Source organism: Pseudomonas sp. UYIF39, assembly GCF_029963765.1.
Classification (GTDB): Bacteria; Pseudomonadota; Gammaproteobacteria; order Pseudomonadales; family Pseudomonadaceae; genus Aquipseudomonas.
The window spans coordinates 19,142-43,588 of record NZ_JALBYU010000013.1; the positions used below are offsets into that span (position 1 = coordinate 19,142).

A 24,447-nucleotide genomic window follows, 5' to 3' on the forward strand; every position below is an offset into this window, starting at 1 on the left:
TTGGCAATGATTGTGTCAACGGTTCTTCAATTGCTGCAATGGCTTGCGTTATCCAGGCGCCAGGGCCCAGCATGGCTGCTATGGTCAGTGAACGTTCGGCCAGTGCCCTGGTAAAAAAGCATCGCGAGCGTCGCATCCCGATCAGGCAAACGATTGACAGGAAAGTGTATGGATATGACTGCCGTTACTACCGTCACCGCTCCCCGTCATACGCCGATAACCCGTAACCTGGTGTTTGTCGTCGGCTTGCTGTTTGTTCTGGGTGTGCTGATCGCCCTGTTGGCCTTGTTCAACATTGCCTGGAGGCTGGACGCCCAGGAGCTGGCCAAGACCACTTTCTACACCCAGCGTGCGCTGGAAAACCGCATCACCGCCTCGAAAAGCTACGTCGCCAGTTATGCAAACTGGACGACCGCCTACGACCATTTGAACGGCCAGGTCGATGTGCAATGGGCCTACATCGAGCAGAACCTGGGCAAAACCTTGTTCAGCATCGATCACTACGATGGCGTCTTCGTGGTCGATTATCAGCAAACCAAATACGCAGTGGTGCGCGGGCTTCAGGTGCAGGAGGCTGCGACCACCTATCTTTCGGCATCGATGGCGACGCTGATAGAGGCAGTCCGGAGTCAGAAAAGCCTCATTGATCCCGTCAGCCAGTTCACGCTGTTCGAGGGCAAACCGGCATTGTTGACGGCTGCCGCGATTGTCCCCAATGACGAAAGGCCGGCGGTCGATCCGCAAAGCACCTCGGTGCTGGTGTTCGTTGACCAATTAAGCCCTGACAAGCTCAGCGCCCTGAGCGCCGATTACGGTTTGCATGATTTGAACCTGGCGCCTGATAACGCTATCTCGCCCGACAAGCCAGCCGTGGCACTGGCGGACACCGGCTACAGCCTGGTTTCCCGACTTGAGCAACCGGGTCACCAGTTACTCTGGTCGCTGCTGCCGCCATTGGGCGGTGCGCTGTTGGTGCTGGCGTTGTTAACGGCTTATTTTTTCCGGTATGTCTTACGCACGTCCGGGCACGTGGATGCCAGCTACACCAGTCTCGATTTATCGAACCAGGCGCTGGAGGCCAGTGAAGAGCGTTTTCGTGCCGTGGCTGAGGCCGCTTCCGACTGGATCTGGGAAATCGACGACAAACATTGCATCTCTTATCTGTCAGGACGTTTCGCCACCGTCACCGGTTTTTCCGATCAGCAATGGATCGGGCAGGACATCGGGCAACTGCTCAATTGCGATACGATCCCCTTGTCGCTGTGGCTGCATAAGCTCAATGAAGAACTGCCTGTCAGCCATTTGCGCTGCTCCTATCGCGATCAGTCGGGACAACAGCGTATTTGCCGGGTTTCGGCACGACCGATCCATCGCAAGGGTGCGGTGCTGGGTTATCGCGGAACGGCCAGCGACATCACCGATGAAGTCGCCGCCCATGCCCAGATCCAGCATCTTTCGTTGCACGATGCCCTGACGGGGCTGCCGAATCGCAACAAACTGGCGCGTTTCCTCGACGAGGCCCTGGCGCAGAAAGAGCATTCGGCAGCGCTGGCGCTGTTGATGATCGATCTGGATAACTTCAAGCCGATCAACGATTCCCTCGGCCACCCGGCCGGCGACGCCGTGCTGCTGGAAGTGGCCACTCGATTGCGCGAGTGCACGCGGGACATTGATCTGGTCGCCCGGATCGGTGGTGATGAGTTTGTGCTGGTGCTCAACGGCATGGACAGCCACGCCGAAATCGACCGGTTCTGCGAGCGTTTGCTCGAGAGCCTGCAAAAGCCGATTCATTACGAACATCACACGCTGCACATCGGGGCGAGCATCGGTGTCGCCTTGAGTCGGCGTCAGGGGCACATTCCCAATGAGCTGATCCGGTGTGCCGACATTGCGCTGTATCAAGCTAAATCCGACGGCAAGAAGACCTGGTGCTACTTTGCGCCGCACATGAACGATCAGATCCAGCACCGCCGACAATTGGAAAACGACCTGCGCCGGGCGATCAATAACAACGAGTTCGTGATCCATTACCAGCCGCGCTACAACATGGGCGGGAAGCAGGTGGTTTCGGTGGAAGCGTTGCTGCGCTGGCAGCATCCGGAACAGGGGCTGCTGAGCCCCGACGAGTTTATCCCTTTGGCCGAGCAGACTGACCTGATTGTGCCTTTGGGGCGCTGGGTGTTGCGCGAAGCCTGTGAAACGGCCCTGACCTGGCCCGGTGCGTTGATGGTGTCGGTCAATTTGTCGCCTGTTCAATTTGCCCGCAGTGATGTGGTGGAAGACGTCAGGGAGGCATTGATCCAGACCCGATTACCGGCCAGTCGCCTGGAGCTGGAAATCACCGAAAACGTGATGCTCATCGATGTGGATGGCGCGTTGGCGACCATGAATGCGCTCAAGGAACTGGGCGTGCGGTTGAACATGGACGATTTCGGTACCGGCTATTCGTCCCTGGGTTACTTGCGCACGTACCCGTTCGACGGGATCAAGATCGACAAGCGTTTCATCTCGTCCATGAGCGGCGGCGGCAATGACCGCGCCGTGGTACAGGCGATCATCAACCTGGGCAAAGCCATGGGCTTGACCGTGACGGCAGAGGGCGTCGAGACCCTGGAGCAACTGGATTTCCTGGTCTCGGACCAGTGCAATGAGGTGCAGGGTTTCTACTTGAGTCGGCCTATGGAAAAGCAGGCGCTACTGCCATTGCTCAAGGCGTCGCATGACGAGTTCCCAGTGTAGGGGCGAGCGTTGGAACATGAAGAACCTGAAAATCGCGACATTCAACGTCAACGGCATGCGCGCTCGACTGCCCAACTTGCTGGCCTGGCTTGAGCGAGAGCAGCCGGACATCGCGTGTTTGCAGGAGCTCAAGTCGGTCGACAGTGCTTTCCCCGCCGCCGAGCTTGAGGCCGCTGGCTATGGCGCGATCTGGCAAGGTCAGTCTTCGTGGAACGGCGTGGCGATTCTGGCGCGGGATGCTCAGCCGCTGGAGAGTCGCCGAGGCCTGCCGGGTGATGACAGCGACACCCATAGCCGGTATCTGGAGGCCGCCGTGCACGGGATTCTGGTGGGCTGTCTGTACCTGCCCAACGGCAACCCGCAGCCGGGGCCGAAGTTCGATTACAAGCTGGCGTGGTTCGAACGACTGATCCACTACGCGCAGACGCTTCAGGCCAGTGAGCATCCCGTGGTCCTGGCCGGTGACTACAACGTGGTGCCCACCGACCTGGACATCTACAACCCGCGATCCTGGCTGAAGGATGCATTGCTGCAACCTGAAAGCCGCGAGTGTTATCAGCGCCTGCTGGCCCAAGGCTGGACCGACTCCTTGCGCCATCTGTATCCGGAGGATCGGCTCTATACCTTCTGGGATTATTTTCGCCAGCACTGGCAGAAAAACTCCGGGCTGCGAATCGATCATCTGTTGCTTAACCCGGCGCTGAGTCTTTATCTGCAGGAGGCCGGAGTCGATGCCTGGGTTCGCAACGAGCCCCACGCGAGTGATCATGCGCCGACGTGGATTCGGTTGAGTTCGCGCAAGCGGCGTTGATCTTTACGTGTGCCCCGATTGGCTAAATCAATTGTCAGTTAAACCGCTTTTTCCCTTATACATGGCGCCCATCGGCGGAGAAATCCGGCCCCATGCAAAAGGACTGAGCAATGAGCGAGCCACACCTGAGCAATCTTGCGTTGTACCTGCAGCGCCTGGGCTTCAACGCGCCTCCGGCGCCGACCCTGGAGACCCTGCGCCAACTTCAACTGCGCCACACCGGCGCCTTCCCGTTCGAAAACCTCAGCACGTTGTCGGGCCAGCCGGTGCTCATCGACCTGCCGTCAATCGAGCAAAAGGTCCTGCACGATGGCCGTGGTGGTTACTGCTACGAACTCAACAACCTGTTCCTGGCCTTGCTCCAGGCGCTGGGCTTTGAAGTTCGCGGCATCTCCGGCCGAGTGGTCATGGGCCAGCCCGAAGGCGCATGGACCGCCCGTACACACCGCTTGAGCCTGGTAACCCTGGACGGCGTGCGCTACATCACCGACGTCGGCTTCGGCGGCATGGTGCCCACCGCACCGCTGATGCTCGATACCCCGGCCGAACAGCTTACGCCCCACGAACCCTATCGCATCGAACAGCACGAGGATGGCTACACCCTGCGCGCCAACGTCGCCGGCGAATGGCGGGCTATGTACATTTTCGATTTGCAGCGCCAGGAAGACATTGATTACGCCGTTGGCAACTGGTATGTCTCGACCCACCCCGAATCGTCGTTTGCCAGGCAACTGATGGTGGCGCGCACCGGCGAAGGGTGGCGCCGCACGCTGAACAACGGCAGTTATGCGATTCATCGGATCGGCAGTGAGACTGAGCGGCGGCAGGTGACCGATGTGGATGAATTGATGGGTTTGTTGCGCAGTGAGTTCGGTATTCGGGTGCCGCGGGAGGCGGCGTTGCGCCGGGTTATTGAAGGGCTGATTCAACAACCCTGAGCCACATTTCGCCCCTGAACCTCACAGCTGCAGCCCCTCCTGCACCACCGAAAGCAGAGTGTCTTCGGTCATGGCGATCGCATCCGGTTGTTGCCCGGATTGATCGATCGCCTGCAGCCACCACTGTGTCTCGCCGTGTTCGCTCACGGTTCGCAACAGTGCCTTTCCCAGGGAGCGGATCTCGACCCGCCCGGCACCATCCTCAGTGAAACGAGCGATGGGGTCGAAGCTGATGCTGTGGTGATTGCCTTCAATCAGTAACTGGTCGATGGCGTAGTCGTAGGTCGCACCGTCAGGATGACGCTCGAAGACGTGCGTAGGCACTCGCCGGATGTTCAGCCCGGCTTCGCTGAGCGGCGCCAGCCAGGTTTCGATGAGGTGGTACAGCTCGTAAACCTGCGCAGGCCAGCCGTCTATCTGCTGATCGGCGCAGAGTGTCGCGTCGGCGCTGGACTGCTGGGTTTGCTTCAGTTTCGCGGCGAGTTGGTCAGCCTTGCTCATGTCGATTTCCTATCGTGGTCTCAGTGCGAGCGTACCTCTATCAAGGTAGTGCACGTCTTGCCTTGCGTCATGTTGCCGGGAGGTTTTGGCTTCAAGGAGCTGCCGACTAAGAGTCTCGCAGTCTCGCGTTTTAACGAATATCCCGCCGCCACGTTCCGCTCTTGGGATGAAATCGCCTGCACGCCATTCCCAATCTCGGGTACATCCAGGGGATGCCGAACCGGCGAACCGTGAAGTAAAACCGATAATCGGCCAGGCCCGCGAAGGTCGCGAAAAAGTGCGACTCGTCCAGCCATACCAGCTCCTCCAGATAGTACGAGCTGTACAGGCACCCGACGACGTGTTCGCTCAATACGCTTTGAAGGTCTTTACTGATCAGCGAAAAGCACACGGCTTCTTCAAAGGGGCAGTCGAAGTCGCTCACCAACAGGTAGCCGGAAGCGGTTTCATATTGGCGCAGCAGCGTGCGACCAGAAATGACCAGCGCTGAGCGGTGGCCGTCAATGATCACCGGTGATGTGTCGGGGCCCGGGTCGTCGGGGTCTTCAGGCCGCCACAGGGCAAATCGCTCCAGGGTGTTCATGGTCGTGAGAGGGTCCGGGATGTTGCGGCACTTTGGATCTTCTGGACCCGGCACCACGCCCAGTGGGTGATCAGCCCGACTGCCGCGCCATCGATCAGCCAGAACGACCACAGCAGCCGCCATTTCGGGTGAAGACAGACCAGCCCGGCGATCGCCACACCAGCCAACACGCCAGTCGCCCAGTTGGCATAGCCCTTGGCGCTGAGCCAGGCGTACAGCGGCGTGAAGCCCACGAGCAGGGGCACCACGCCGAACAATACGCCACCGACCAAAAAAAGCATGAAGACGCCGACACCAACCCAGAGGCCAACTTCAAGGTCAGAGGAACCCATGGCATAGGGCACGGCAATGGCCAGGGCTTGCACGGCGACCACGGTGCAAAACGCGCCAAAGGTCAGGGGCAGAATCTGGGCAAGGTGTTCGAGTGCTGAGCGGTCATTCAAGGAGGCGGCTTCCATGTCCGTAATTGTCCGCCAGAGCTGCGGAGCGGCAGAGTTTATCAGGGAAGGAGCGGCGCAAGTCTCTTGGTATGAAATGGCCATGTGTCCATCATCTGACTGATGAGTTGTATACAACTCTATAGACATTTGTCCTGAGTCTTGCATACAGTGTGCGCATAACAAAAACCAGGGAACCCCCCAACCATGAAAACGCCCCATGTTTCACACCAACGGCCTGAGGACGAAAATCTCGGGATCGGCGCGAATATGGCTTACGGCCTGCAACACGTTCTGACCATGTACGGCGGCATCGTCGCGGTGCCTTTGATCATCGGCCAGGCGGCCGGGCTCTCACCGGCGGACATCGGTTTGTTGATTGCTGCTTCATTGTTTGCAGGGGGGCTGGCGACTTTGCTGCAAACCCTGGGCTTACCGTTTTTCGGCTGCCAATTGCCGCTGGTACAGGGCGTGTCGTTCTCTGGTGTCGCGACGATGGTGGCGATTGTCAGCAGTGGCGGGGAGGGCGGGTTTCAATCGATTCTCGGGGCGGTGATTGCCGCGTCGTTGATCGGCCTGCTGATCACGCCGGTGTTCTCGCGAATCACCAAGTTTTTCCCGCCGCTGGTCACGGGCATTGTGATCACCACCATCGGCCTGACGCTGATGCCAGTGGCTGCACGCTGGGCCATGGGCGGCAACAGCCATGCCCCGGACTTCGGCAGCATGGCGAACATCGGTCTGGCGGCGGTGACGCTGGTGCTGGTTTTGCTGTTGAGCAAGATTGGCAGCGCGACCATCTCTCGTTTGTCGATCCTGTTGGCCATGGTTATCGGCACGGTGATCGCGGTGTTCCTTGGCATGGCGGATTTCTCGTCCGTCGCTCAAGGCCCGATGTTTGGCTTCCCGACGCCGTTCCACTTTGGCATGCCGACCTTCCACTTCGCCGCGATCCTGTCGATGTGCATTGTGGTCATGGTGACCCTGGTGGAAACCTCGGCTGACATTCTGGCGGTGGGTGAAATCATCGGCACCAAGGTCGATTCCAAACGACTGGGCAACGGCCTGCGCGCCGACATGCTGTCGAGCATGATCGCGCCGATCTTCGGCTCCTTCACCCAAAGTGCCTTCGCCCAGAACGTCGGGCTGGTGGCAGTGACCGGGATCAAGAGCCGCTTCGTGGTGGCTACCGGCGGTTTGTTTCTGGTAATCCTCGGTTTGCTGCCGTTTATGGGGCGCGTCATCGCCGCTGTACCGACTTCTGTCCTCGGCGGCGCCGGTATCGTGCTGTTCGGCACCGTGGCGGCCAGCGGCATTCGTACGCTGTCCAAGGTCGACTACCGCAACAACGTCAACCTGATCATCGTCGCCACCTCCATCGGCTTCGGCATGATCCCCATCGCTGCGCCGAATTTCTACGACCACTTCCCAAGCTGGTTCGCCACGATCTTCCACTCGGGCATCAGCTCCTCGGCGATCATGGCCATCGTGCTGAACCTGACCTTCAACCACCTCACTGCCGGTAACTCCGATCAGCAGTCGGTGTTCGCGGCCGGTACCGAGCGCGTTCTGCGTTATCAGGATCTGGCAGCGTTGCGCGAAGGGGATTATTTCAGCGAAGGCAAACTGCGTGACTGCGACGGGAATGAGATTCCAGTGGTGGAGGCGGGCCATGAGTCGAGCGAGCATCGAGCGGCTCATGCCAAAAGCAGTGAGCATGTCTGACAGTTGTATTCGCTTAAAAGGCTGGTAGATCAAAAAATCGCAGCCTCGTTTCACTCGACAGCTCCTACAGTGGAACGCAATTCTCTGTAGGAGCTGTCGAGTGAAACGAGGCTGCGATCTTTTGGCCACAAAAAAGCCCCTGAACCTTTCGATTCAGGGGCTTTTCGATATTGCTGTCTGGCTCCACGACCTGGACTCGAACCAGGGACCCAGTGATTAACAGAGACTTGTTCTGATATTTCATGACCGTTCTGGGTAATTCAATGTCCCTGTTTTTAAAGGGCTTGCAAGGCTTGTAAGCTCTTGAAATATCAAAATGTCCGCTGGACTTTCATCCATTCGTTGAGCAAAGTGTTGAGCAATTATCAACTGCTCAACAATGGATGGTGCCATGGGTTACAGCGATACAGCACTGCGCGGCTGGCGTAAGACGGGCGTGATCAGGAAGCAGGGTCAGGAAGTCGTAGCGAAAACACTTTCTGAGCCAGCTGGACCTAAAGGTGCAGGAAGCCTGCTGTTAGAGCGTAGGAGCGCGGAAGCGGTCGAGGTCTACCTGGCATGCGGATTGGGGGCACTCAACGGCGAATCAAGCTTGGAGGTCTTTTCGATATTGGGGTCGGCGGGCGAGATTTAGGCATTGCTTACTGGCGGGAGGAAGTCGCGAGAGTATCGGGTGAGGTCCGCCAGCATGGTGATATAGACCGCTACGAGGAGCACCTTCGCCAGAGCAAAATAACAGAACAAAAGCGCGCCGATGCCGAGGCTGCTCGGGCCTCACTAGCGGATCTTTTTGCAGATTACATTGAGGATCGCCGCGATAAAGTATCTGCAGATCAGTTGGCGAAGTTCGAGCGATTTTTGGAAGTCGATCTGCAGGAGCGTAGCGCCTCAATATCTGGACTGAAAGCGCGTGATGTTCTTCCCGGGCATGTGCTGGAAATATTGAGAAAGGCATGGGATCGTGGTGCAAAAGGGCTTGCAGATAAGCAGCGTGCTTGGCTTCATGCGGCATTTGCCTTCGGTCTGAAAGCGGAGCATTCGCTCGCTCGCGCAAGCGCCAAAACTTTCGGACTGACGTCTAATCCGGTTGCTCTCCTACCCAAGGAGTACGTACCCACACCAGGTACTCGTACGCTGACAGATCAGGAGTTGCAACATTTCTGGGGAACCATCACCGAGATATCGACAGTTGGGCCGGTCATGGCTCGACTCTTCCAGTTCATCATCGCGCTGGGCGGGCAGCGCGTCGATCAAGTGACGCGAGAACCGTGGGAGAGCTACGACTTCGAGGCTCGAACCCTTCGCTTAATCGACGCAAAAGGGAGGGGAGGGGTACGGCGCGTGCACCTGGTCCCGTTGACCGAGCGAGCTCTTGCTATTTTGGCCGAGGTTAGAGAAATAACTGGCAAGCACAAATGGCCTTGGACGACCACTGGCCGGTCTCCAATTAACGTGAGTAGCCCAGTCCATGCCATTTCAGCTTGGTTGGATACTGAGCACGGCAAGCTGGATGACAAGCAAGTTGAGAGATTTGGACCACGCGATTTACGCCGGACCTGTAGTCAAATTATGCAGCGGAATGGTGTTGAGGATCGGCTAAGCGATCTGCTTCAGTCGCATGGTGTGAGCGGGGTGGTAGCGGCACATTATAGAAATAACCCAGAAGGTTACCTACCTGAGAAACGTCGAGCAGTTGAACAGTTTGAGCGGGCACTTTCGAAAATTCTGGTCACAGACAAGGCTTCTGAAAAAAAATAACTACCGTTCTTACGAAGTCCGCTTGATCAAATATGATCAAGCGGATTTTTTTATGGGGCGACTGGTGTGATCGGGAACTCTCTAAGGATTTGGTCATGAACTAGCCTTCATGAGGCGGCTAGGTATGCTCAAAAAAATCATGTCCGAACTACTAAGTATGCCTACAGCCCGCATACATCTTGATCTGGCAGTTTTTAGGTTGTGTGAAAGTTTCCTTTTTGGACTTTTGTTGGGTCCAACACTGTGGTGAGCCTTTTTAGATTTTTCATTGATCATATTTGATCAATCGAAAAAGTCATCGCTGTTTTCATTGGTTAAGTGTGCGTTGAAGACGGCGTGTAGTCTCCGAGTAGTGTGCTTGACTAAAGATTAAGGTGACTGACAGAATACGTCACAAGGCACCTGCAGGAGTTTTATCTAACTTCAGTTCTTGTCTTACGTCGATGTTCGGTCACTCAGAGGGCTTTTATGAAAACACAACTAATTGAAGAGTGGCGTCCCGCTGCTTTTTTCCATGGTCGGTATCAGGTCAGCGCTACCACCTGGTGGCGTTTGAGCAAGGTCGAAGCCTTTCCTGCACCGATTCGCATTGGTCGACGGGTGCGTTGGAGCGTTTCTGAGTGCGACGCCTTCATCTTAACTAACCGTGGATAGTTGAGCCTCAGCTTGCAAACTTCTGATGATTAATCTTAGTCCATCAGTGGCGCCATTGATCATTTATGATCAATCGATCTAAAAGGTCAGATGCTCATTGCTCGTATTTGATTAAGCGGAAATTTTTTTTGCCTTCGATAACCGAAGTATGGCTAAAAGGGCGAGCATACTCTGTTCAAAAAACCATTAAACAAAAAAGCCTGGCAGCACTACCTGGCAGGAGCTTTTACTAACTTCAGCACCTGATGAGAAATTCAGATGAGCACATCAAATTTGATCAATCTACATCGTGATAATGTCACCACCACCCTGGATGCACAAACGATCTTGACTCCGCAGGTCGTTCTAAAATTGGCGCTGTACGGGAGTGACAAATGAGCGACGACAAACTCCAACAGATCGTGGATGCGGGAGCTCGTGGAGACTGGGACGAGTACGACCGCCTGCTGACCGAACAGGAAAATGCAGACTGGGCGCCTGAGCTTCTGAATCGGGCTGTGGACGTAGCTACAAAGTATGGCTGCATGCTGGAGCGATCGGCCGATGGTCTTGGCACTGGGCCAAATAACATGGGCGGGATCCGGATCACCGAGCGCGAGACAGGCCGTATCGTGGCTGGCCGGCAATACGAACTGCAACCTGTTGGCGTTCTTGCGCATTTCAGGATCGAACTCTGAATGCCTTGGCGGCCCAGCCGGGTTCCTGTGTCCCCGGTTGACCAAGCAGCGTACGGCTCGCCGCCTTTATTGCTTGGTCGCAACAGCGTTAGCCCAACAGACAAATGGTGACTATCATGCAAACCGCTCAAATCATTCCATTCCGCTTTGAACCCCGCGAAGTCGGTCCCTCGCACTCCGCAGTCTTTCGCAGCCGCATCATCGTCATCAGCAGCCGCACGCTGGGCGAAATGCTGGACTGCCACAACGAAACCTACACCTTCCTGCGCGCTACCGGAGCTGTCGAGCACCGCGCGGGGGATGGTGTGCTGCTTGCTATCAGCATCAACGGCAAACACTACATGGATCGTCTGATCGATCCGGTGCCCGTTCGACCTGGTGCTGTCAGTACATCGCGACGCAGGGTCGAAGCCCTCCCGCGCACGATCTGCCATAAGGAGGGCACAAAAAAAACGCTTTTAAGGCGTCGTGCGCCGATGTCTATCCGGGCGACCAAACCCGATCAGCGAATTTGCGGTGACGAGTGAACAGTAACCACCGAACGATAAGGCGCCAACCTTGAGCACGAACAAATGGATTTTCCGAATACTCGGCGTTATTCCCAGGGTGGTTCCTCGCCTGAATTGCAACATCGCAGAACGTCGTGACGGACAAAATGCGACAGCTGATGAATCGACATTGAGCCCGCATGAGGATCCGCAATGAACCAATTTATTCGTACCGAGGAGGTCGCCACGATGCTTGGCGTATCTCGAAGAACGCTAGAGCGCATGGTCGCCGCCGGTAGCTTCATGAAACCGATCAAGCTGACAGCTCGCACATTGGGCTGGGAAAAGGAAACGCTGGAAAAATATCTGAAGGAGCGCTCGAAATGCGCCCAACAATAATTTCAGGCAAAAAAAACCCGGCTGGCCGGCCGGGTTCTTTACTATCCACCACGAAGACATCCGAAGTGAAAAAACTGCAAAAACGAGACGCACATAGTGACAATGTCGATGCACATGCGCAAGCCATTTTAGCCCCAATCGTTAGCACCATTAATTATTTTTGCACCGCTCAGAACCTTGATGGTGTGCGCCGCGAACCCGAAGAATTCGGCTGCACCGACAGCGAACTCCTACGTGATGTTATCAAATTTTTCGGCGGCCAGAAGCTGGCGCTTTGCGATGTTCTTGGTTCCGATAGACATTACCTTCAAGTCGCCGGGTCATCATACGGCCTGACAAAGGCGCTCAGGGACAAGCGCTCCGATGGCTTGGACACTGGTCTGCCAGTAGTGTGGATCTGCACGGTAACAGGGCGCGCATTTCCGATCAGCACGCTCATGCACCTTTTGGATGTGGTCGGCCTCTACGCACGTCGCGGCACTCGCAAGGCGGCGTCCATATGAGTATTAATGCTGCCACTGCTATTGAAGACTTCATGAAATCCATGCAGGCGGAAGGCATTGACGTCGATGACGAGATCATCGCTGACGGCAAGCTGCATCGCTACCACGCGATTGGCGACAAAGCCGGCAGCAAAAATGCTTGGGGTGTTCTTCATCTGGATAAGCGCCCTGCCGGCCAGTTCGGCTGTTTAAAGCGGTTTGGCGAACGTAAATTCTCATGGCGTGCCGACTACGACACGAAACCGATGTCCGCTGCCGACCTGAAAGCGCAGCGCGAAGACTGGGCACGCCGCAAGGCTGAACAGGCCGCTGCTGCCAACAAGCGCCACGCTGATGCAGCTCAGCGCGCCCAGACACTCTGGAACGCAGCACAGCCAGCCCCAGACAATCACCCGTACCTGGTTCGCAAGGGCGTCAAAGCCCACGGCCTGCGCATGGGCGTGTGGGAAATGATCAATAAAGACACTGGCGAAGTCTGGCCCCTGACCCAAAAGGCGCTGTATGTACCGCTGTGCGACAAGACGCGCGCGGTGCACAGCCTGCAGGGCATTTTCCCCGGCAAGATCCTGGGCAAAGGCGAAGGCGCGCGCGACAAGGACTATCTAAAGGACGGCGCTAAGCGCGGGCTGTTCCACGCGATTGGCAAGCCGCAGAAGTTCGAAGGCCGGCCGGTGTTCATCATCTGCGAAGGCTACGCTACTGGTGCCAGCATCCATGAAGTGACCAATCATTTGGTCCTGGTGGCGTTTGACACCAGCAACCTGCTGGCTGTCGGTGAAGCGATCCGCGAAAGCAAGCCTGACGCGATTATCCTGTTTGCCGCTGATAACGATCAGTGGACCACTGCGCCCGTCGCCAACCCAGGGCTAACGCATGCCAAAGCGGCGGCCAAGTCTGTCGCTGGACTTGTTGCACTGCCGCCGTTCGCCTATGCCGATGGCAAGCAGGATGCTGATGGCAAATGGTCGGGGCCGACCGACTTCAACGATGCGGTGATATGGATGGGGGCTAAGGCGGTCAGTGAGATCTTCGAAGAGATAATTAGGAACGGCGACGTTTCTCAGGATGAGCGTGGCGTACCTTTCGCGGAGGCGCGCGAGTCGGTTGCTGATGACATGGTGATGCCTGACTACATCGACGAGGTTGCGTTGTCGGTTGATAGAGGCGAAGTCGCAGTACGCGGTACTGGGCAGCAAGGTTTACCAAGCCATCCATTGCAGAAAGCGAGCGCAATGCCGATTGGTGCAGATGCCCGCGACGGCGTTACTGGCACGTTCCCACTGACAGAGGTCGGCAATTGCTACCGCGTAGTAGCGACGCATGGCAGCAATATCCGCTTCGTTCCAGAACTGAAAGCCTGGCTGCACTGGTCAGGCGAAAATTGGTTGTGGGACATGGACGGCTCTAGGCTGCGTGGAATGGTGTGTGATCTTGCGAGGGTCATCTATGACGAAGGATCAGGCCAGATGGAACAAGCCCAGTTTTTCCTCCGATGGGCTCGCGAGTCTCAAAAAGCAAGGACTATCAAGAATGCGGCAACGCTTCTTGAGGACGTCACTGCGCTGCGCCTGCAGCTCTCCACGATCGACGGCGATCCGATGCTTGTCGGGCTCGATCGTGCGCGAAAGGTGCTCGACATGGGGACAGGCTTATGTCGGGAGGCGCGGCGCGAGGACTATGTCACACGCTCCCTTGGCCCCAATGAAATAGGCGACTCCAGCAAGGCAGTTGGCTGGAAGAAGTTCGTCGACGAGATCTTCATGGGAGATATCGCTCTGATCGCATGGGTTAAACGCTATATCGGCTACACCCTGACAGGGCGCTATAACGAGCAAATATTTGTTTTTGCTCATGGCAGCGGCTCTAACGGCAAAAGCGTGTTGATTAAAACCTTGCAGCAGCTGTCTGGGGAGTATTCCAGGACAGTAGCTTCGACGACTCTGATGGAGCAGAGGCGCGGCGCGAGTGACGCAAGTCCGGATGTTGCCGCCTTAGCAGGTGCTCGCCTTCTGCTTTCCAGTGAAACATCTGCCGGATCCGTCTTCGACGAGGAGTTTTTGAAGGGTTGGACTGGTGGCGACACGCAGAACGCACGCCACCTCTACCGTGACACCTTCTCGTTTGAACCGGTTGGTAAACTGTTCATCGCCGGCAACTATCGGCCGCGGATCAGCGGTACCGACCACGCCATCTGGCGTCGAGTTCGTCTATTGCCTTTTCAGCGTAAGTTCAGCGACGAGGAAAAGGACACAGCACTGCCAGAGAAGCTTGCCGCCGAGTTGCCGCACATCCTAGCGTGGGCTATGGAGGGTTGCTTGGATTGGCAGCGCGAGGGTTTGAGCTCCCTGCCCAAGGTTATGAACGACGCGAGCAAACAGTATGCGGCTGAGCAGGATATCCTCGGTGAATTCCTCGCTGAATCCACTACTGAAGGCCCGGTTCACGAGTGCACCAGCCAGGAACTGTTCGACGCTTATCGAGAATGGATGTCGGACTGCAATCTGAGGCCGTCCAGTCGGCAGGCGTTCGGCCGTCAGCTAGGGGAGCGCGGCTTCAAGGCTCGACACACCAATAAAGGGAACGTCTACAGGGGGCTGATGCTTTCCTCTCCCCTGTAAGCAACGCGATGTCAGCGCGCAAGTGACGCAAGTGACGCAAGTTGGGCTGTTTTGGAAAAGTCTTCCTAGAGAGGGCTCCTTGTAAAAGTTTGTCAAAACAGGGCGGGAAGCGTCACTAGCGTCACTTTTGAGCTTGAGGCAAGTGAAACCCGCAGCCCAGGTGGGGAGACAATTTTCGCGCTGATGCCAGCCATATGGACACCAGCGGCCCCCTCCACAGAAGTTTTTCGGGTGACAAGGTGCCAGCGTTCCCTGGCGTGACGCTACGATCGTTGGACACCCACCATAGGCCCGCGAGGCCGTAGCCATGACCGCCGAAACGTCTGACCCAACCCAGCCAATCCAGATCCGCCGCGAGGCCGCACGGACTCTTTACGTAACGACACCAATGACACTGGCAGAGATAGCGGCCCAAGTCGATTGCAGTGAACGCACGATGAAGCGCTGGAGCGCTGCTGATGGCGGTTGGAAGAAGGCTGGCGGGCCGAAGTTGACCGAGCGAGCCCATGGGATCGCCGACCGCATGACAAAGGCTGCAGCGGAGTTGGAGGCCGCCCAGGTGCCGGCTGAGGATCGCCCAGCTGCCATGGCAGAGGCACGGGAGGATATAGCTGCCGATGATCGTGCTCAGTTGCTCGTGGCGCACCGAAATCAGCTTAAAGTCGTGGACGGCCTACTAAGCGAGGCGGTTCGATCCAGGAGTGATAACGGAGCTCGGCTGGCCTGGCGAGTGGCCCAGACGCTCGCTATCAAACAACGAGCCGAGCGCTTGGCCTGGGGTCTGGATAATGGCGAGCAGGACCACACCATTGTGATCGAGCGCAGCTGACAGCAACGAACTTCAATGATCCAAGACGATGTGGCCATCAGCGTTTTACACACGCTGGGCTGGTTGCCGTCCTTCGCGACAGGCAAAAAACAACCCACAGCTGACGTTGGCGACAGGCAGAAATCGGCCAAAAGCGGACATTATCCAATTTTAGTCAGTGTCCAATCACGCCAGAGTAAGCATGCTGGGAGTCCTGTTGATTGGCTTATTAGCCCGCTGCGTAGGCACACTCCCTATGAGATTATTTACTGTCTCCGATCCAGAGATCATCAAACCTTTAAAGCATGTATTCGAACCGAATCGTATTTGTAGTTCGAAGACGCGATAGCGGTTCGCAATAAAAGGCCCCAGCTTTGTCTCTTCAACCACGAGCTTGAATATTCTGGATTCTGGACCGCCTTATGGATAGCGTCCATGTCATGTATCCACGACGAACTAAATTGTCGCGTAAATCCAGTCCAAAGCACTGTTGATATTTGAAATCCGGCCGCCTCAAGAAATTTCGTGAGCGAATTCTGCGAAAAAAAATGTAGATGCCTAGGGACATCCGCCCACGGCCAAGCGGGTCCAAATTCTTTGAACCCGGCAGCTTCACAATTTGGAACTTCAACAATTAACTTACCTCCTTTGGACAGTAAACCGTGAGCACGCTCCAGCGCCTTTGTGGGCGAAATGGTGTGTTCAAGGACGTGTGACAAAAGGACGTAATCGTATTCGCCGCCAACCTCTACAGGTGGCGCCTCAGCTGTCCCTGAATAAACGGCACCAAACTGAGCGGCTACATGGCGAGCATTGGGATCTGGTTCTACTCCAACGACGTTAAATCCCGCAGCTTTCAGTTTCGACATATTGCTTCCGCTTCCACAGCCTATATCAAGCAATCGCCCTGACCGACCGACCTCTGCGGGTGAAAAGCCACAGCCCTTGTCGAATCGCCAGGCGGCATGGTTTCGGACACGTTCTAAAAAGCTGTGCGGGCTCGTTGAAGTATTAGGAGCGCCATGAGTGTAATACTCAATATCGTAGAACCGAGCGACTTGCTCTGGAACAAATTCGGCAGCGATTTTTCCATACATGCAACGCATGCACCATACGACAGCATAAATCGCTGAGTGATTCGGACGCCGGTAATCGTTCGTTTTAAATAAATGCCGCATACCGCCCTGGCAAATTGAACAGTGTGGCAAAACAGTAGATTCGATTGTTGTCGACATTGCTAAGCCGTCCCTTTCAGTGGGCTAACTGTATGTGTGAATTACATACCTTGTCCTCTCATCTACCCCTGATGAGGCCAGACACTGTGACAGTCGAGTGGACCGCCGAAGTGCTACACACCCATTCTGCTCGATCCATTGAGGCATCAAACGAGCATAGCTACTCATTTGCCATTGCTCCATGCACCGTCCGCTATGGGTCGGGTATCGCCGGTCGCGACAGACAAAAGTCGACCCATAACAGCCATTCACCATGAGCTCTACAGATTCGGCGGTACTTGAACGTCCGAACCATGGATATTAGCGAATGGGCAAATTCACACGGAAAGTTGTGCCCTGCTCCAGCGTCGACTCGACCTCTATCTTTCCTCCATGGCCCTCGACAATCTGAGCCGCTATGAATAATCCCAGCCCGAGGCCAGACGATGCTCCTTGTTCTCCCTCGGAGTACTTGGAGAAACGCCTGTTCGGATTAAAGAGAGAGGCGAGTGCGTTGGGAGGAGTAGGCTCTCCGTAATTATGCACGCCAAAGCAGGCGGTGGTGCCATCCCCGCTCAGGGTGACTTTAATTGGACTCTGAGCTTTGCCGTGTCGCACGGCGTTGCCAATGAGATTCGAGAAAGCCTGTGCCATGCGTGATGGGTCGTACTGGCCGGTTACCGTTCCCGAGTCGGTGAAAATGATTTGTGCTTTTGGGTGCGCGGTGGTGAGCTCATCCACGACTGACTGACAAACAGACGTCAGGTCAGTTTTTTCCGGTCGTACCGGGATTCCAGTTCCCAGGTTGCAGCGTGCCAGGTCAAGCAGGTCATTCACCATCTGGTTGGCGCTTTGAGCGCTGGTAGTAATTTGCGCAATTATTCTTTGTCCACGAGCGCCCAACTCTTCCGTTTGCCTCAGCAAATCGGCACCCAGCGTCACAGCACCCAATGGTGTGCGAAGGTCGTGTCCTAGCACTCCCAAGACTGTTTTTCGAGTCATCTCCACCGCTTGTCCATACGCTGCTATGGACTCGACAAGCGCCTGATCGATTGCCTCGTTGAATCTGATCATGTCCTCAATTTGATGGTCTTCCCCTGAATATCCTTGGGTCAGCCAGAGCCTGAGTACGCTCGACCTGAGGGCGCGATATTCTGAAACCATTTGATCTAGGGTGAACCCCGCCATGAGGCGCGTAATGGCATGACTTTGAGCGGCCGATTCATCCTCCGTTACAGGCCCTAGCCCATGGGATTTGTCGATCTGTTCTTGAGGGGATTGAGAGGTGCACATATCGAGTGCCACACTCCTCAAAATGTACTCGGCATGGTCTCTGAGACCTAGCGGCCCCATGGCGGGCATCGGAGTATCTACAGACCTGGCGAATTCCTCCCACGCTTGCAGAATAGACTCTTGGTTTTGGAGGATGAAATCTGAAAGTCGCATGGCAATCCTATCGAGCGTCCTATTGATGATGAAGGCACCAGCCAGAAAAATTTGGTCGATAGAATCAGGCTAGCGGAATGCCGAAGATCGGCAATAGATCCGGCGCGAAATACCGCTCGTCAGGTGTCCGAAACGATTACTTTCCGTGACAACACTAATGGTGAAGGTTTAGGAGTCTTAACCATGTCTCCCACAGTGCTCGTCGTAGAAGATGATGAAATATTACGTTCACTGACAGGAGACGCGATTTCACTGCTAGGTATCTCTGTGATTGGTTGCGCATCAGCAGATGATGCTCTTTCCAAGCTGGAAGGCTCGTCTTCAATAGTCTTAGTAATGACTGACATCTGCATGCCGGGCAGTATGGATGGACTGGAATTGGCTCAAGTGATCTGGTCGCGTTGGCCTTTATTGCCAGTCATCCTCACATCAGGCGATAGATCAATACCTGATGGGATGATACCTCCTCACTCTTTTTTCCTGCGTAAGCCGTGGACGCTGGATGCACTTTATCAAGCGGTTAGGACGTATCTGACTGCCTAATACAAACAACGATGCTTGTCATTGCTTGTTAGTGAGTGAGTGAGTGAGTGAGTGAGTGAGTGAGTGACAGCTTTTGGCCGATTTCTGCCTGTCTCGATGGACGGCGAGCCCCAATTACTGGACTCACTGCGCAGTCCGCTATTGATATCACCTTGAAGGCCTTGCTGTATTCCTGCACCATCCGCCCCCTGCTTATTCGAAGGACGGAATTCAAGGCATGCTGGACGCAAACGCAATCCATATTTCTCTCACGCTGGAAGGCGTTTCCACCGACCTTCAGGTACTCAGTTTCGTCGGTCGTGAAGCCCTCAATCAGCCGTTCTGTTTCGACATCGAACTGGTCAGCAGCCGCCCCGACCTCAAGCTCGAAAAGTTGCTGCACAAACCCGGCCGCCTGTCCTTTGGCGCCACCGGCAAAGGCATGATCCACGGCCTGGTGTACCGCAGCGAGCAAGGGGATTCCGGCAAAAACCTGACCCGCTACAGCATCAGCCTCGTCCCGCAACTGGCCTACCTGCGGCACAACCATGACCAGCAGATTTTCCAGCACCTCACTGTGCCGAAGATCATCGCTCAGGTCCTGGAGGCACGCGGCATTCTGGCCGACGCCTACAGTTTCCAGCTCGGCGCGACCTACCCGGAACGCGATTACTGTGTGCAGTACAACGAATCGGACCTGCATTTCATCCAGCGCCTGTGCGAAGAAGAAGGCATTCACTTCCACTTCCAGCACAGCGCCAGCGGCCACAAACTGGTGTTCGGTGATGACCAGACGGTGTTCCGCAAACTGGCGCCGGTGAGCTACCAGCAAGACTCCGGCATGGCCGCCGAGAAACCGGTAATCAAGCGCTTCAACCTGCGCCTGGAAACCCGTACCACCCGCGTCAGCCGCCGTGATTACGACTTCGAAAAACCGCGCCTGCTGCCCGAAGGCGCCGCCAAAAGCGCGTTCGCCCCGGACCTCGAAGACTACGACTACCCCGGCCGCTTCACCGACCGCGAACGCGGCAAACAGCTGGCGACTCGCGCCCTGGAACGCCATCGCGCCGACTACACGCTGGTTGAAGGCAAAAGCGACGAGCCAAGCCTTGCCAGCGGCCACTTCCTCACGCTGGCAGAACACCCGTGCGCCGAGTGGAACGACCTGTGGCTATTGCTGGAAGTCATTCACGAAGGCAAACAGCCGCAAGTGCTGGGCGAAAACACCACCAGCGACGTTACCGATAACAAAGACGACTTCCACCAGGGCTACCGCAACCGCTTCCTCGCCACGCCATGGGATGCCCATTACCGCCCAGCCTTGGAACACCCAAAAACCAAGGTGATGGGCAGCCAGACCGCCATCGTAACGGGGCCAAAGGGCGAAGAAATCCACTGCGACCAGTACGGTCGCGTCAAAGTGCAGTTTTTCTGGGACCGCGAAGGCCAAGGCGACGATAACACCACCTGCTGGCTACGCGTCGCCACCGGCTGGGCCGGCAACGCCTACGGCGGTATCGCCATCCCGCGCATCGGCATGGAGGTGCTGGTGTCCTTTATGGAAGGCGACCCGGACCAACCACTGATTACTGGCTGCCTGTATCACAAGGAAAACGTCGTTCCCTACGACCTACCAGCAAACAAAACCCGAAGCACCTTCAAGACGCTCAGCTCTCCGGGCGGCAAGGGCTACAACGAGTTTCGTGTCGAAGACAAAAAAGGCGCAGAACAGATCTACCTGCACGCCCAGCGCGATTGGGATGAAAACATCGAGCACGACCAGAAAGTTCGCATTGGTAATGAACGGCATGACACCGTTGAGGCCAATGTTTTAAGCGAGTTCAAGGTTGAAGAGCATCGAATCACTCATCTAGATCGCAAGACTGAGACCCGGGCTAATGATCACCTGACAGTTACCGTTACTCAGCATGTGAAGGTGGGGACGGCGCAGTTTGTTGAGGCTGGGACAGAGATCCACTACAACGCCGGGGAAAAGGTTGTGGTTGAGGGCGGCATGGAGCTGACGGCCAAGGCTGGTGGGAGTTTTATTAAAGTTGATGCCGGGGGCGTAACGATCAGTGGGGCGCAGGTCAAGACCAACTCGGGCGGTGCTCCAGGTGCTGGCACGGCGATTGGTATACTTGCACCGCTTATTCCTGTCATCGTGGATCAAGCTCGGGCAGGTGGCTTGCTCAAATCGAAAGTCAGCGAACGCTATGACGAACAGCTCAAGTTCGTCACTCGCCGTGGGCAACCTGTCAAATCCGTCAAAACGGCCCTGATCGTGCCCTCCGAAACAGCCCCTCAAATATCAAAAAGCGATGCCAGCGGCCTTCATCCTCGCGTGCAAACCGACCTCGAAGAGCCGGTAAAGGCCCATCTGGTTTGGGATGAACTGATTGTGCCTTCCGGGGCTGATGACTATGAGGCGAGCAGAAAGAAATGAGCGCTCAACCGATTACCACCTTCAAGACTAATGATAAAGCCTGCTCCGTCCACGAAGTTGTCCTGGGTTGTGACAAGTTGTGGGCCATGGGACAAGAAGAAGCCATACGCCGTTTAAGCAAAAAGCGCTCATCGGCTTCGAGCAAATACGAGCTGATTTCCGACTTCAGCGCCCGCGCCGCACGGATTGCCGCTGCCTATGGGGGTTTCTACCTGGAGCAGGGCGAAGACGGGAAGCCCGAACTCAAGGGCCGGTTTTACTGGATGGGATTGGCGGCGTTTGCCAGCAAACAAGTCAAATGCGGCCTGGACTTTATTCCCAATGATCCTTATCTGATACTGACGCCGCCCATCGTGCAACCGCCGTTGCGTATTGGCAAAAACTCCTTGGGCAAGGGCAACTTCTGGCTATTCCAGGATATTTTTGTCTGGCACTGGTTTTACAGCAAATACCCGGAACAGTTCGATGAGTGCGCGCCGGAGCGTGATGCGCGTAGTTGTGAGGGGCAGATACAGACCAACATTGATAGTTTGCCTTGGGCGGATGATGCGTTGCCTATATTGAATAACTTGCAGGTTACTGAAGACATTAAGTCAGGATTTATTGCCATTCAGAAAACGGAGAAATTGCCAGCTGGCAAGGCAAGAGGCGAAATGCAATTTGTTTCACTAATGGCGATAGCCAATCATGAACAGCGTAAAATCCTTCAGCCTTTAATTTACGAAAGCAAGCCCTTTCGAGCGACACTGAAGATGCAAGCCGGTTTCGAGTGGGCACCATTTGTTCCTGTGAGAGTGGCTGCGTTCAGTACGGCCTGCGACGTGAAACAACCGGAGCTGAGAGTTCAGATGGAAAATGGCGACCTCTACGATGAAACAGATAGAATGGTATTCATCACAGATATTGCTATGCAGTACCACCATTTAATGGGAGCCGAGAAAGATTATATGGAAGGAGAGATAAGAACGATCTCCACATGGTCTAACCAGCAATGAAAGTATTTCTCCTTACTATATTTTTTATTCTCGCTGGCTGCAATGAAAGCCAAAGCGCGCTAGAGCACCCTTCTATGACAAACCAATCTCAAACAATTGAAGTAAAATTTCTTGCCCCGCTAAAAAATACAACTACTACCTCTCCTACCCCCTTCACTGAAAGCTGCTTGAGCCAAGTGGATGTTTGCTGGTACAAGATACAAAAATCGGCAAATGACAAGAATCTACCAACTCTGAACGTAACCGTTAACGAGCGCGCCTTAACTCTTGAGCAGGCTGTAAACACCTCAATTGTAGTTGATAAAAAAAAATCAGAAAACATCGAAACATTGAACGTAATACTTCGCGGCCTACCGAAGGGGAGCACTCATGAAGAATATAGAGAGTTAATATTCAACCTCGTCGACAAAATAAAAGACGCCGGCTGGTCTCATTTTTTCTTGCCAGAAGATCCGAGAATATCTGGATCTCAAGCTAATAAAATCAATAGTCCTGACAGTGTACTTGGGCAGTCTGTCAGCAGCCATCCTTGGCTCGACCCAGACTATCAAGTTGACCTGAAACGTTGGCTTCAGATAGGCCCTATGTATAATTGGTACTTTTACAATACTGGCGCCTACCTTCATCTGAAAGCCTGGAAGCAAAATGATGAAGAAGCACCAACCGCAAAAGCAACTTATTTGATAATTCTAGAATTCCAATCAGAGAAGGAGTTCTGGCTGTCTGGCATCACCGATGAGAAAGAAAGATCTCACTGGAAAGAACTCCTGCCTAAGAGACTGGAGGGTTATCATGCGGCAAGATTAGCACTTGAAGAAAAGGCACGTGCCGCAGGCATTGATATAGACGAAACTTATCAAGACCCGCCTATCAAAGCTCTTGAATAGTTACCTTCGGACATCCGTTGGACTCTCCCCCGCGGGTGTCAATCCCCCTACGTTTCGCAGAGTCTCCGAACGACTGCTTTTGGCCGACTCTGTTGAAAAAGTCGGTTTTTTCAAATTGCCAGGAATCTGATCGGTGAAGAGGCCTGGTTTGCGCATTGCTACGTGAAATCTGATTCCGAATGCCTGTGAGGCGATTCAAGATTTCAATCTCATGCGCTTACTTTTCTGCCGAGAAAACCGCGTCCGACTTTTTCAACAGAATCGGCCGTTCTCTGCCGGTCACGGCCACGAAGCGTGGTGGTCAAATTTTATGCAAATGGCTGGTCAGGTCGAATGCAAATGAATGGACAAGTCTGGGCAATTATCTAGCTCAAAAGGTACACCCTACGACCCATGGACCATATGATGCAATGTGGTTGGCTCAAAGGTGTTGATTGAATTTGAGCTATGCCGTACCTTGTGAGCTATATATTATGAGCTAGGGAAGGGCGCAGCATGGCGGTCATCGGGTACGTTAGGGTTAGCACTGGTGATCAGAGCGTCGAGGCTCAGCGTCACAGCATTGAGCAACTGCACAAAGTTGAGGTGTGGTTTGAGGACGATGGCGTGTCTGGTGCGGTGAGGACTGCTGAGCGGCAAGGGTTCGCCAAACTACTCAGCTACGTGCGCGACGGCGACACCCTGATTGTCGGTGCTGTCGATCGCCTGGGTCGCGATACGCTAGACGTGCTGGCCACCGTCCAGGCGCTACGGTCGAAGGGTGTTGCGATTATTAGCCTGCGCGAGGGGTTCGACCTTTCAACACCAATCGGTAAAGCCATGCTGACTATGCTGGCGGCTGTCGCCGAGTTGGAGCGCTCCAACATCAAAGCCCGGCAGATGGCCGGCATTCAGCGGGCAAAATCCGAGGGTAAGGCGCTGGGTCGAGAGAAGACCATTGACGACGCCACGGTTGCCGCTTGGCGCAAGAGTAGCGCAGCTAGTATCGCTGTGACGGCTGCACACTTCGGTATCTCAACCGCGAGCGTAAAGAGAGCGTGTCGTGCTTTTAGTTAGTGCTAGCGATGTACGAGCATGAGTGATTCTACACAATCCGACATGCGGTTTTATTGAGCGGGAGAATTCCATGGGAAAGGAGTATTTAATTAAGCGGTAGTTTTTTTTGCCGGGGCAAGGCTTTGATTTATTAGATCTTTTTGGAGCTCAGAAATGTCATCACATTCTTTGGCGCAGAATTGAATGTCGCGAGTAAATTCGTTTTCCAAATTTCCGAATCTATAGACCTGACCATTTCCTAT

Annotated in this window: 21 protein-coding genes; 16 read left to right on the forward strand and 5 right to left on the reverse strand. The window is 55.1% G+C overall.

Annotation, left to right across the window (positions count from 1 at the left end):
* Positions 1–168 precede the first annotated feature (168 nt).
* The 3 genes from MO767_RS18195 (at position 169) to MO767_RS18205 (ending at position 4,488) form a co-directional block, all read left to right on the forward strand.
* Entirely contained in the window at positions 169–2,739 is a 2,571-nt protein-coding gene (locus MO767_RS18195) for an EAL domain-containing protein (protein WP_282481626.1), read from the forward strand.
* Between the two features lie 16 nt (positions 2,740–2,755).
* Positions 2,756–3,550 (forward strand): exodeoxyribonuclease III, encoded by a 795-nt coding sequence (locus MO767_RS18200; RefSeq protein ID WP_282481627.1) that lies wholly within the window; start codon positions 2,756–2,758, stop codon positions 3,548–3,550.
* 110 nt (positions 3,551–3,660) lie between these two features.
* A complete protein-coding gene (locus MO767_RS18205) occupies positions 3,661–4,488 on the forward strand; it encodes an arylamine N-acetyltransferase (RefSeq protein WP_282481628.1) in 828 nt (275 codons plus the stop codon).
* 21 nt (positions 4,489–4,509) lie between these two features.
* Here MO767_RS18205 and MO767_RS18210 read toward each other — a convergent pair whose 3' ends face one another.
* The 3 genes from MO767_RS18210 to MO767_RS18220 all read right to left on the reverse strand — a co-directional run bounded on the left by MO767_RS18210 (position 4,510) and on the right by MO767_RS18220 (position 6,015).
* On the reverse strand, positions 4,510–4,989 hold the full coding sequence (locus MO767_RS18210; RefSeq protein WP_282481629.1) for a hypothetical protein: 480 nt from the start codon (positions 4,987–4,989) through the stop codon (positions 4,510–4,512).
* 130 nt (positions 4,990–5,119) lie between these two features.
* Positions 5,120–5,572, reverse strand: a complete 453-nt coding sequence (locus MO767_RS18215) for a hypothetical protein (protein ID WP_282481630.1) — start codon at positions 5,570–5,572, stop codon at positions 5,120–5,122.
* A complete protein-coding gene (locus MO767_RS18220; RefSeq protein ID WP_282481631.1) occupies positions 5,569–6,015 on the reverse strand; it encodes a hypothetical protein in 447 nt (148 codons plus the stop codon). The genes MO767_RS18215 and MO767_RS18220 overlap by 4 nt, the downstream gene beginning before the upstream one ends.
* A gap of 201 nt (positions 6,016–6,216) precedes the next feature.
* On the opposite strand from MO767_RS18220, the gene MO767_RS18225 reads away from it, so the two are divergent.
* The 8 genes from MO767_RS18225 (at position 6,217) to MO767_RS18260 (ending at position 15,660) form a co-directional block, all read left to right on the forward strand.
* A complete protein-coding gene (locus MO767_RS18225; protein WP_282481632.1) occupies positions 6,217–7,734 on the forward strand; it encodes a nucleobase:cation symporter-2 family protein in 1,518 nt (505 codons plus the stop codon).
* A gap of 558 nt (positions 7,735–8,292) precedes the next feature.
* Entirely contained in the window at positions 8,293–9,492 is a 1,200-nt protein-coding gene (locus MO767_RS18230; RefSeq protein ID WP_282481633.1) for a tyrosine-type recombinase/integrase, read from the forward strand.
* Positions 9,493–10,520: 1,028 nt separating this feature from the next.
* Positions 10,521–10,823 (forward strand): hypothetical protein, encoded by a 303-nt coding sequence (locus tag MO767_RS18235; protein ID WP_282481634.1) that lies wholly within the window; start codon positions 10,521–10,523, stop codon positions 10,821–10,823.
* Between the two features lie 116 nt (positions 10,824–10,939).
* A complete protein-coding gene (locus tag MO767_RS18240; protein ID WP_282481635.1) occupies positions 10,940–11,350 on the forward strand; it encodes a hypothetical protein in 411 nt (136 codons plus the stop codon).
* Between the two features lie 174 nt (positions 11,351–11,524).
* Positions 11,525–11,710, forward strand: coding sequence for a helix-turn-helix domain-containing protein (locus MO767_RS18245; protein WP_282481636.1), 186 nt, complete (start codon positions 11,525–11,527; stop codon positions 11,708–11,710).
* Positions 11,695–12,213 (forward strand): hypothetical protein, encoded by a 519-nt coding sequence (locus MO767_RS18250; protein ID WP_282481637.1) that lies wholly within the window; start codon positions 11,695–11,697, stop codon positions 12,211–12,213. Before MO767_RS18245 ends, MO767_RS18250 begins: the two co-directional genes overlap by 16 nt.
* Positions 12,210–14,831, forward strand: a complete 2,622-nt coding sequence (locus MO767_RS18255; protein ID WP_282481638.1) for a phage/plasmid primase, P4 family — start codon at positions 12,210–12,212, stop codon at positions 14,829–14,831. The genes MO767_RS18250 and MO767_RS18255 overlap by 4 nt, the downstream gene beginning before the upstream one ends.
* Positions 14,832–15,138: 307 nt before the next feature.
* Positions 15,139–15,660, forward strand: coding sequence for a hypothetical protein (locus MO767_RS18260; RefSeq protein WP_282481639.1), 522 nt, complete (start codon positions 15,139–15,141; stop codon positions 15,658–15,660).
* A 269-nt stretch (positions 15,661–15,929) separates the two neighbouring features.
* Here the strand turns inward: MO767_RS18260 and MO767_RS18265 are convergent, their stop codons facing one another.
* Both MO767_RS18265 and MO767_RS18270 read right to left on the reverse strand, forming a co-directional pair.
* Entirely contained in the window at positions 15,930–16,736 is an 807-nt protein-coding gene (locus MO767_RS18265) for a class I SAM-dependent methyltransferase (RefSeq protein ID WP_282481640.1), read from the reverse strand.
* Positions 16,737–17,174: 438 nt separating this feature from the next.
* A complete protein-coding gene (locus tag MO767_RS18270) occupies positions 17,175–18,299 on the reverse strand; it encodes a sensor histidine kinase (RefSeq protein WP_282481641.1) in 1,125 nt (374 codons plus the stop codon).
* A gap of 183 nt (positions 18,300–18,482) precedes the next feature.
* Here MO767_RS18270 and MO767_RS18275 point away from each other — a divergent pair, with 183 nt between their 5' ends.
* The 5 genes from MO767_RS18275 to MO767_RS18295 all read left to right on the forward strand — a co-directional run bounded on the left by MO767_RS18275 (position 18,483) and on the right by MO767_RS18295 (position 24,205).
* Positions 18,483–18,842: a response regulator gene (locus tag MO767_RS18275; protein ID WP_282481642.1), complete on the forward strand. Its 360-nt coding sequence runs from the start codon at positions 18,483–18,485 to the stop codon at positions 18,840–18,842.
* A gap of 217 nt (positions 18,843–19,059) precedes the next feature.
* Positions 19,060–21,267, forward strand: coding sequence for a type VI secretion system tip protein VgrG (locus tag MO767_RS18280; RefSeq protein ID WP_282481643.1), 2,208 nt, complete (start codon positions 19,060–19,062; stop codon positions 21,265–21,267).
* Positions 21,264–22,262: a hypothetical protein gene (locus MO767_RS18285; protein ID WP_282481644.1), complete on the forward strand. Its 999-nt coding sequence runs from the start codon at positions 21,264–21,266 to the stop codon at positions 22,260–22,262. Before MO767_RS18280 ends, MO767_RS18285 begins: the two co-directional genes overlap by 4 nt.
* Positions 22,259–23,149 carry a hypothetical protein gene (locus MO767_RS18290; RefSeq protein WP_282481645.1) on the forward strand — a complete coding sequence of 297 codons (891 nt, stop codon included), beginning with the start codon at positions 22,259–22,261 and terminating at the stop codon, positions 23,147–23,149. Before MO767_RS18285 ends, MO767_RS18290 begins: the two co-directional genes overlap by 4 nt.
* Before the next feature lie 495 nt (positions 23,150–23,644).
* Positions 23,645–24,205: a recombinase family protein gene (locus MO767_RS18295; protein WP_282481646.1), complete on the forward strand. Its 561-nt coding sequence runs from the start codon at positions 23,645–23,647 to the stop codon at positions 24,203–24,205.
* Positions 24,206–24,447: the final 242 nt, after the last annotated feature.

What these genes read in the sequence shown, in the direction of transcription:
- MO767_RS18195 (WP_282481626.1), top strand. Translation starts at nt 169, where the DNA reads ATGGATATGACTGCCGTTACTACCGTCACCGCTCCCCGTCATACGCCG.
- MO767_RS18200 (WP_282481627.1), top strand. Translation starts at nt 2,756, where the DNA reads ATGAAGAACCTGAAAATCGCGACATTCAACGTCAACGGCATGCGCGCT.
- MO767_RS18205 (WP_282481628.1), top strand. Translation starts at nt 3,661, where the DNA reads ATGAGCGAGCCACACCTGAGCAATCTTGCGTTGTACCTGCAGCGCCTG.
- MO767_RS18210 (WP_282481629.1), bottom strand. Translation starts at nt 4,989, where the DNA reads ATGAGCAAGGCTGACCAACTCGCCGCGAAACTGAAGCAAACCCAGCAG.
- MO767_RS18215 (WP_282481630.1), bottom strand. Translation starts at nt 5,572, where the DNA reads ATGAACACCCTGGAGCGATTTGCCCTGTGGCGGCCTGAAGACCCCGAC.
- MO767_RS18225 (WP_282481632.1), top strand. Translation starts at nt 6,217, where the DNA reads ATGAAAACGCCCCATGTTTCACACCAACGGCCTGAGGACGAAAATCTC.
- MO767_RS18230 (WP_282481633.1), top strand. Translation starts at nt 8,293, where the DNA reads ATGCGGATTGGGGGCACTCAACGGCGAATCAAGCTTGGAGGTCTTTTC.
- MO767_RS18235 (WP_282481634.1), top strand. Translation starts at nt 10,521, where the DNA reads ATGAGCGACGACAAACTCCAACAGATCGTGGATGCGGGAGCTCGTGGA.
- MO767_RS18240 (WP_282481635.1), top strand. Translation starts at nt 10,940, where the DNA reads ATGCAAACCGCTCAAATCATTCCATTCCGCTTTGAACCCCGCGAAGTC.
- MO767_RS18245 (WP_282481636.1), top strand. Translation starts at nt 11,525, where the DNA reads ATGAACCAATTTATTCGTACCGAGGAGGTCGCCACGATGCTTGGCGTA.
- MO767_RS18250 (WP_282481637.1), top strand. Translation starts at nt 11,695, where the DNA reads ATGCGCCCAACAATAATTTCAGGCAAAAAAAACCCGGCTGGCCGGCCG.
- MO767_RS18255 (WP_282481638.1), top strand. Translation starts at nt 12,210, where the DNA reads ATGAGTATTAATGCTGCCACTGCTATTGAAGACTTCATGAAATCCATG.
- MO767_RS18260 (WP_282481639.1), top strand. Translation starts at nt 15,139, where the DNA reads ATGACCGCCGAAACGTCTGACCCAACCCAGCCAATCCAGATCCGCCGC.
- MO767_RS18265 (WP_282481640.1), bottom strand. Translation starts at nt 16,736, where the DNA reads ATGTATGGAAAAATCGCTGCCGAATTTGTTCCAGAGCAAGTCGCTCGG.
- MO767_RS18270 (WP_282481641.1), bottom strand. Translation starts at nt 18,299, where the DNA reads ATGCGACTTTCAGATTTCATCCTCCAAAACCAAGAGTCTATTCTGCAA.
- MO767_RS18275 (WP_282481642.1), top strand. Translation starts at nt 18,483, where the DNA reads ATGTCTCCCACAGTGCTCGTCGTAGAAGATGATGAAATATTACGTTCA.
- MO767_RS18280 (WP_282481643.1), top strand. Translation starts at nt 19,060, where the DNA reads ATGCTGGACGCAAACGCAATCCATATTTCTCTCACGCTGGAAGGCGTT.
- MO767_RS18285 (WP_282481644.1), top strand. Translation starts at nt 21,264, where the DNA reads ATGAGCGCTCAACCGATTACCACCTTCAAGACTAATGATAAAGCCTGC.
- MO767_RS18290 (WP_282481645.1), top strand. Translation starts at nt 22,259, where the DNA reads ATGAAAGTATTTCTCCTTACTATATTTTTTATTCTCGCTGGCTGCAAT.
- MO767_RS18295 (WP_282481646.1), top strand. Translation starts at nt 23,645, where the DNA reads ATGGCGGTCATCGGGTACGTTAGGGTTAGCACTGGTGATCAGAGCGTC.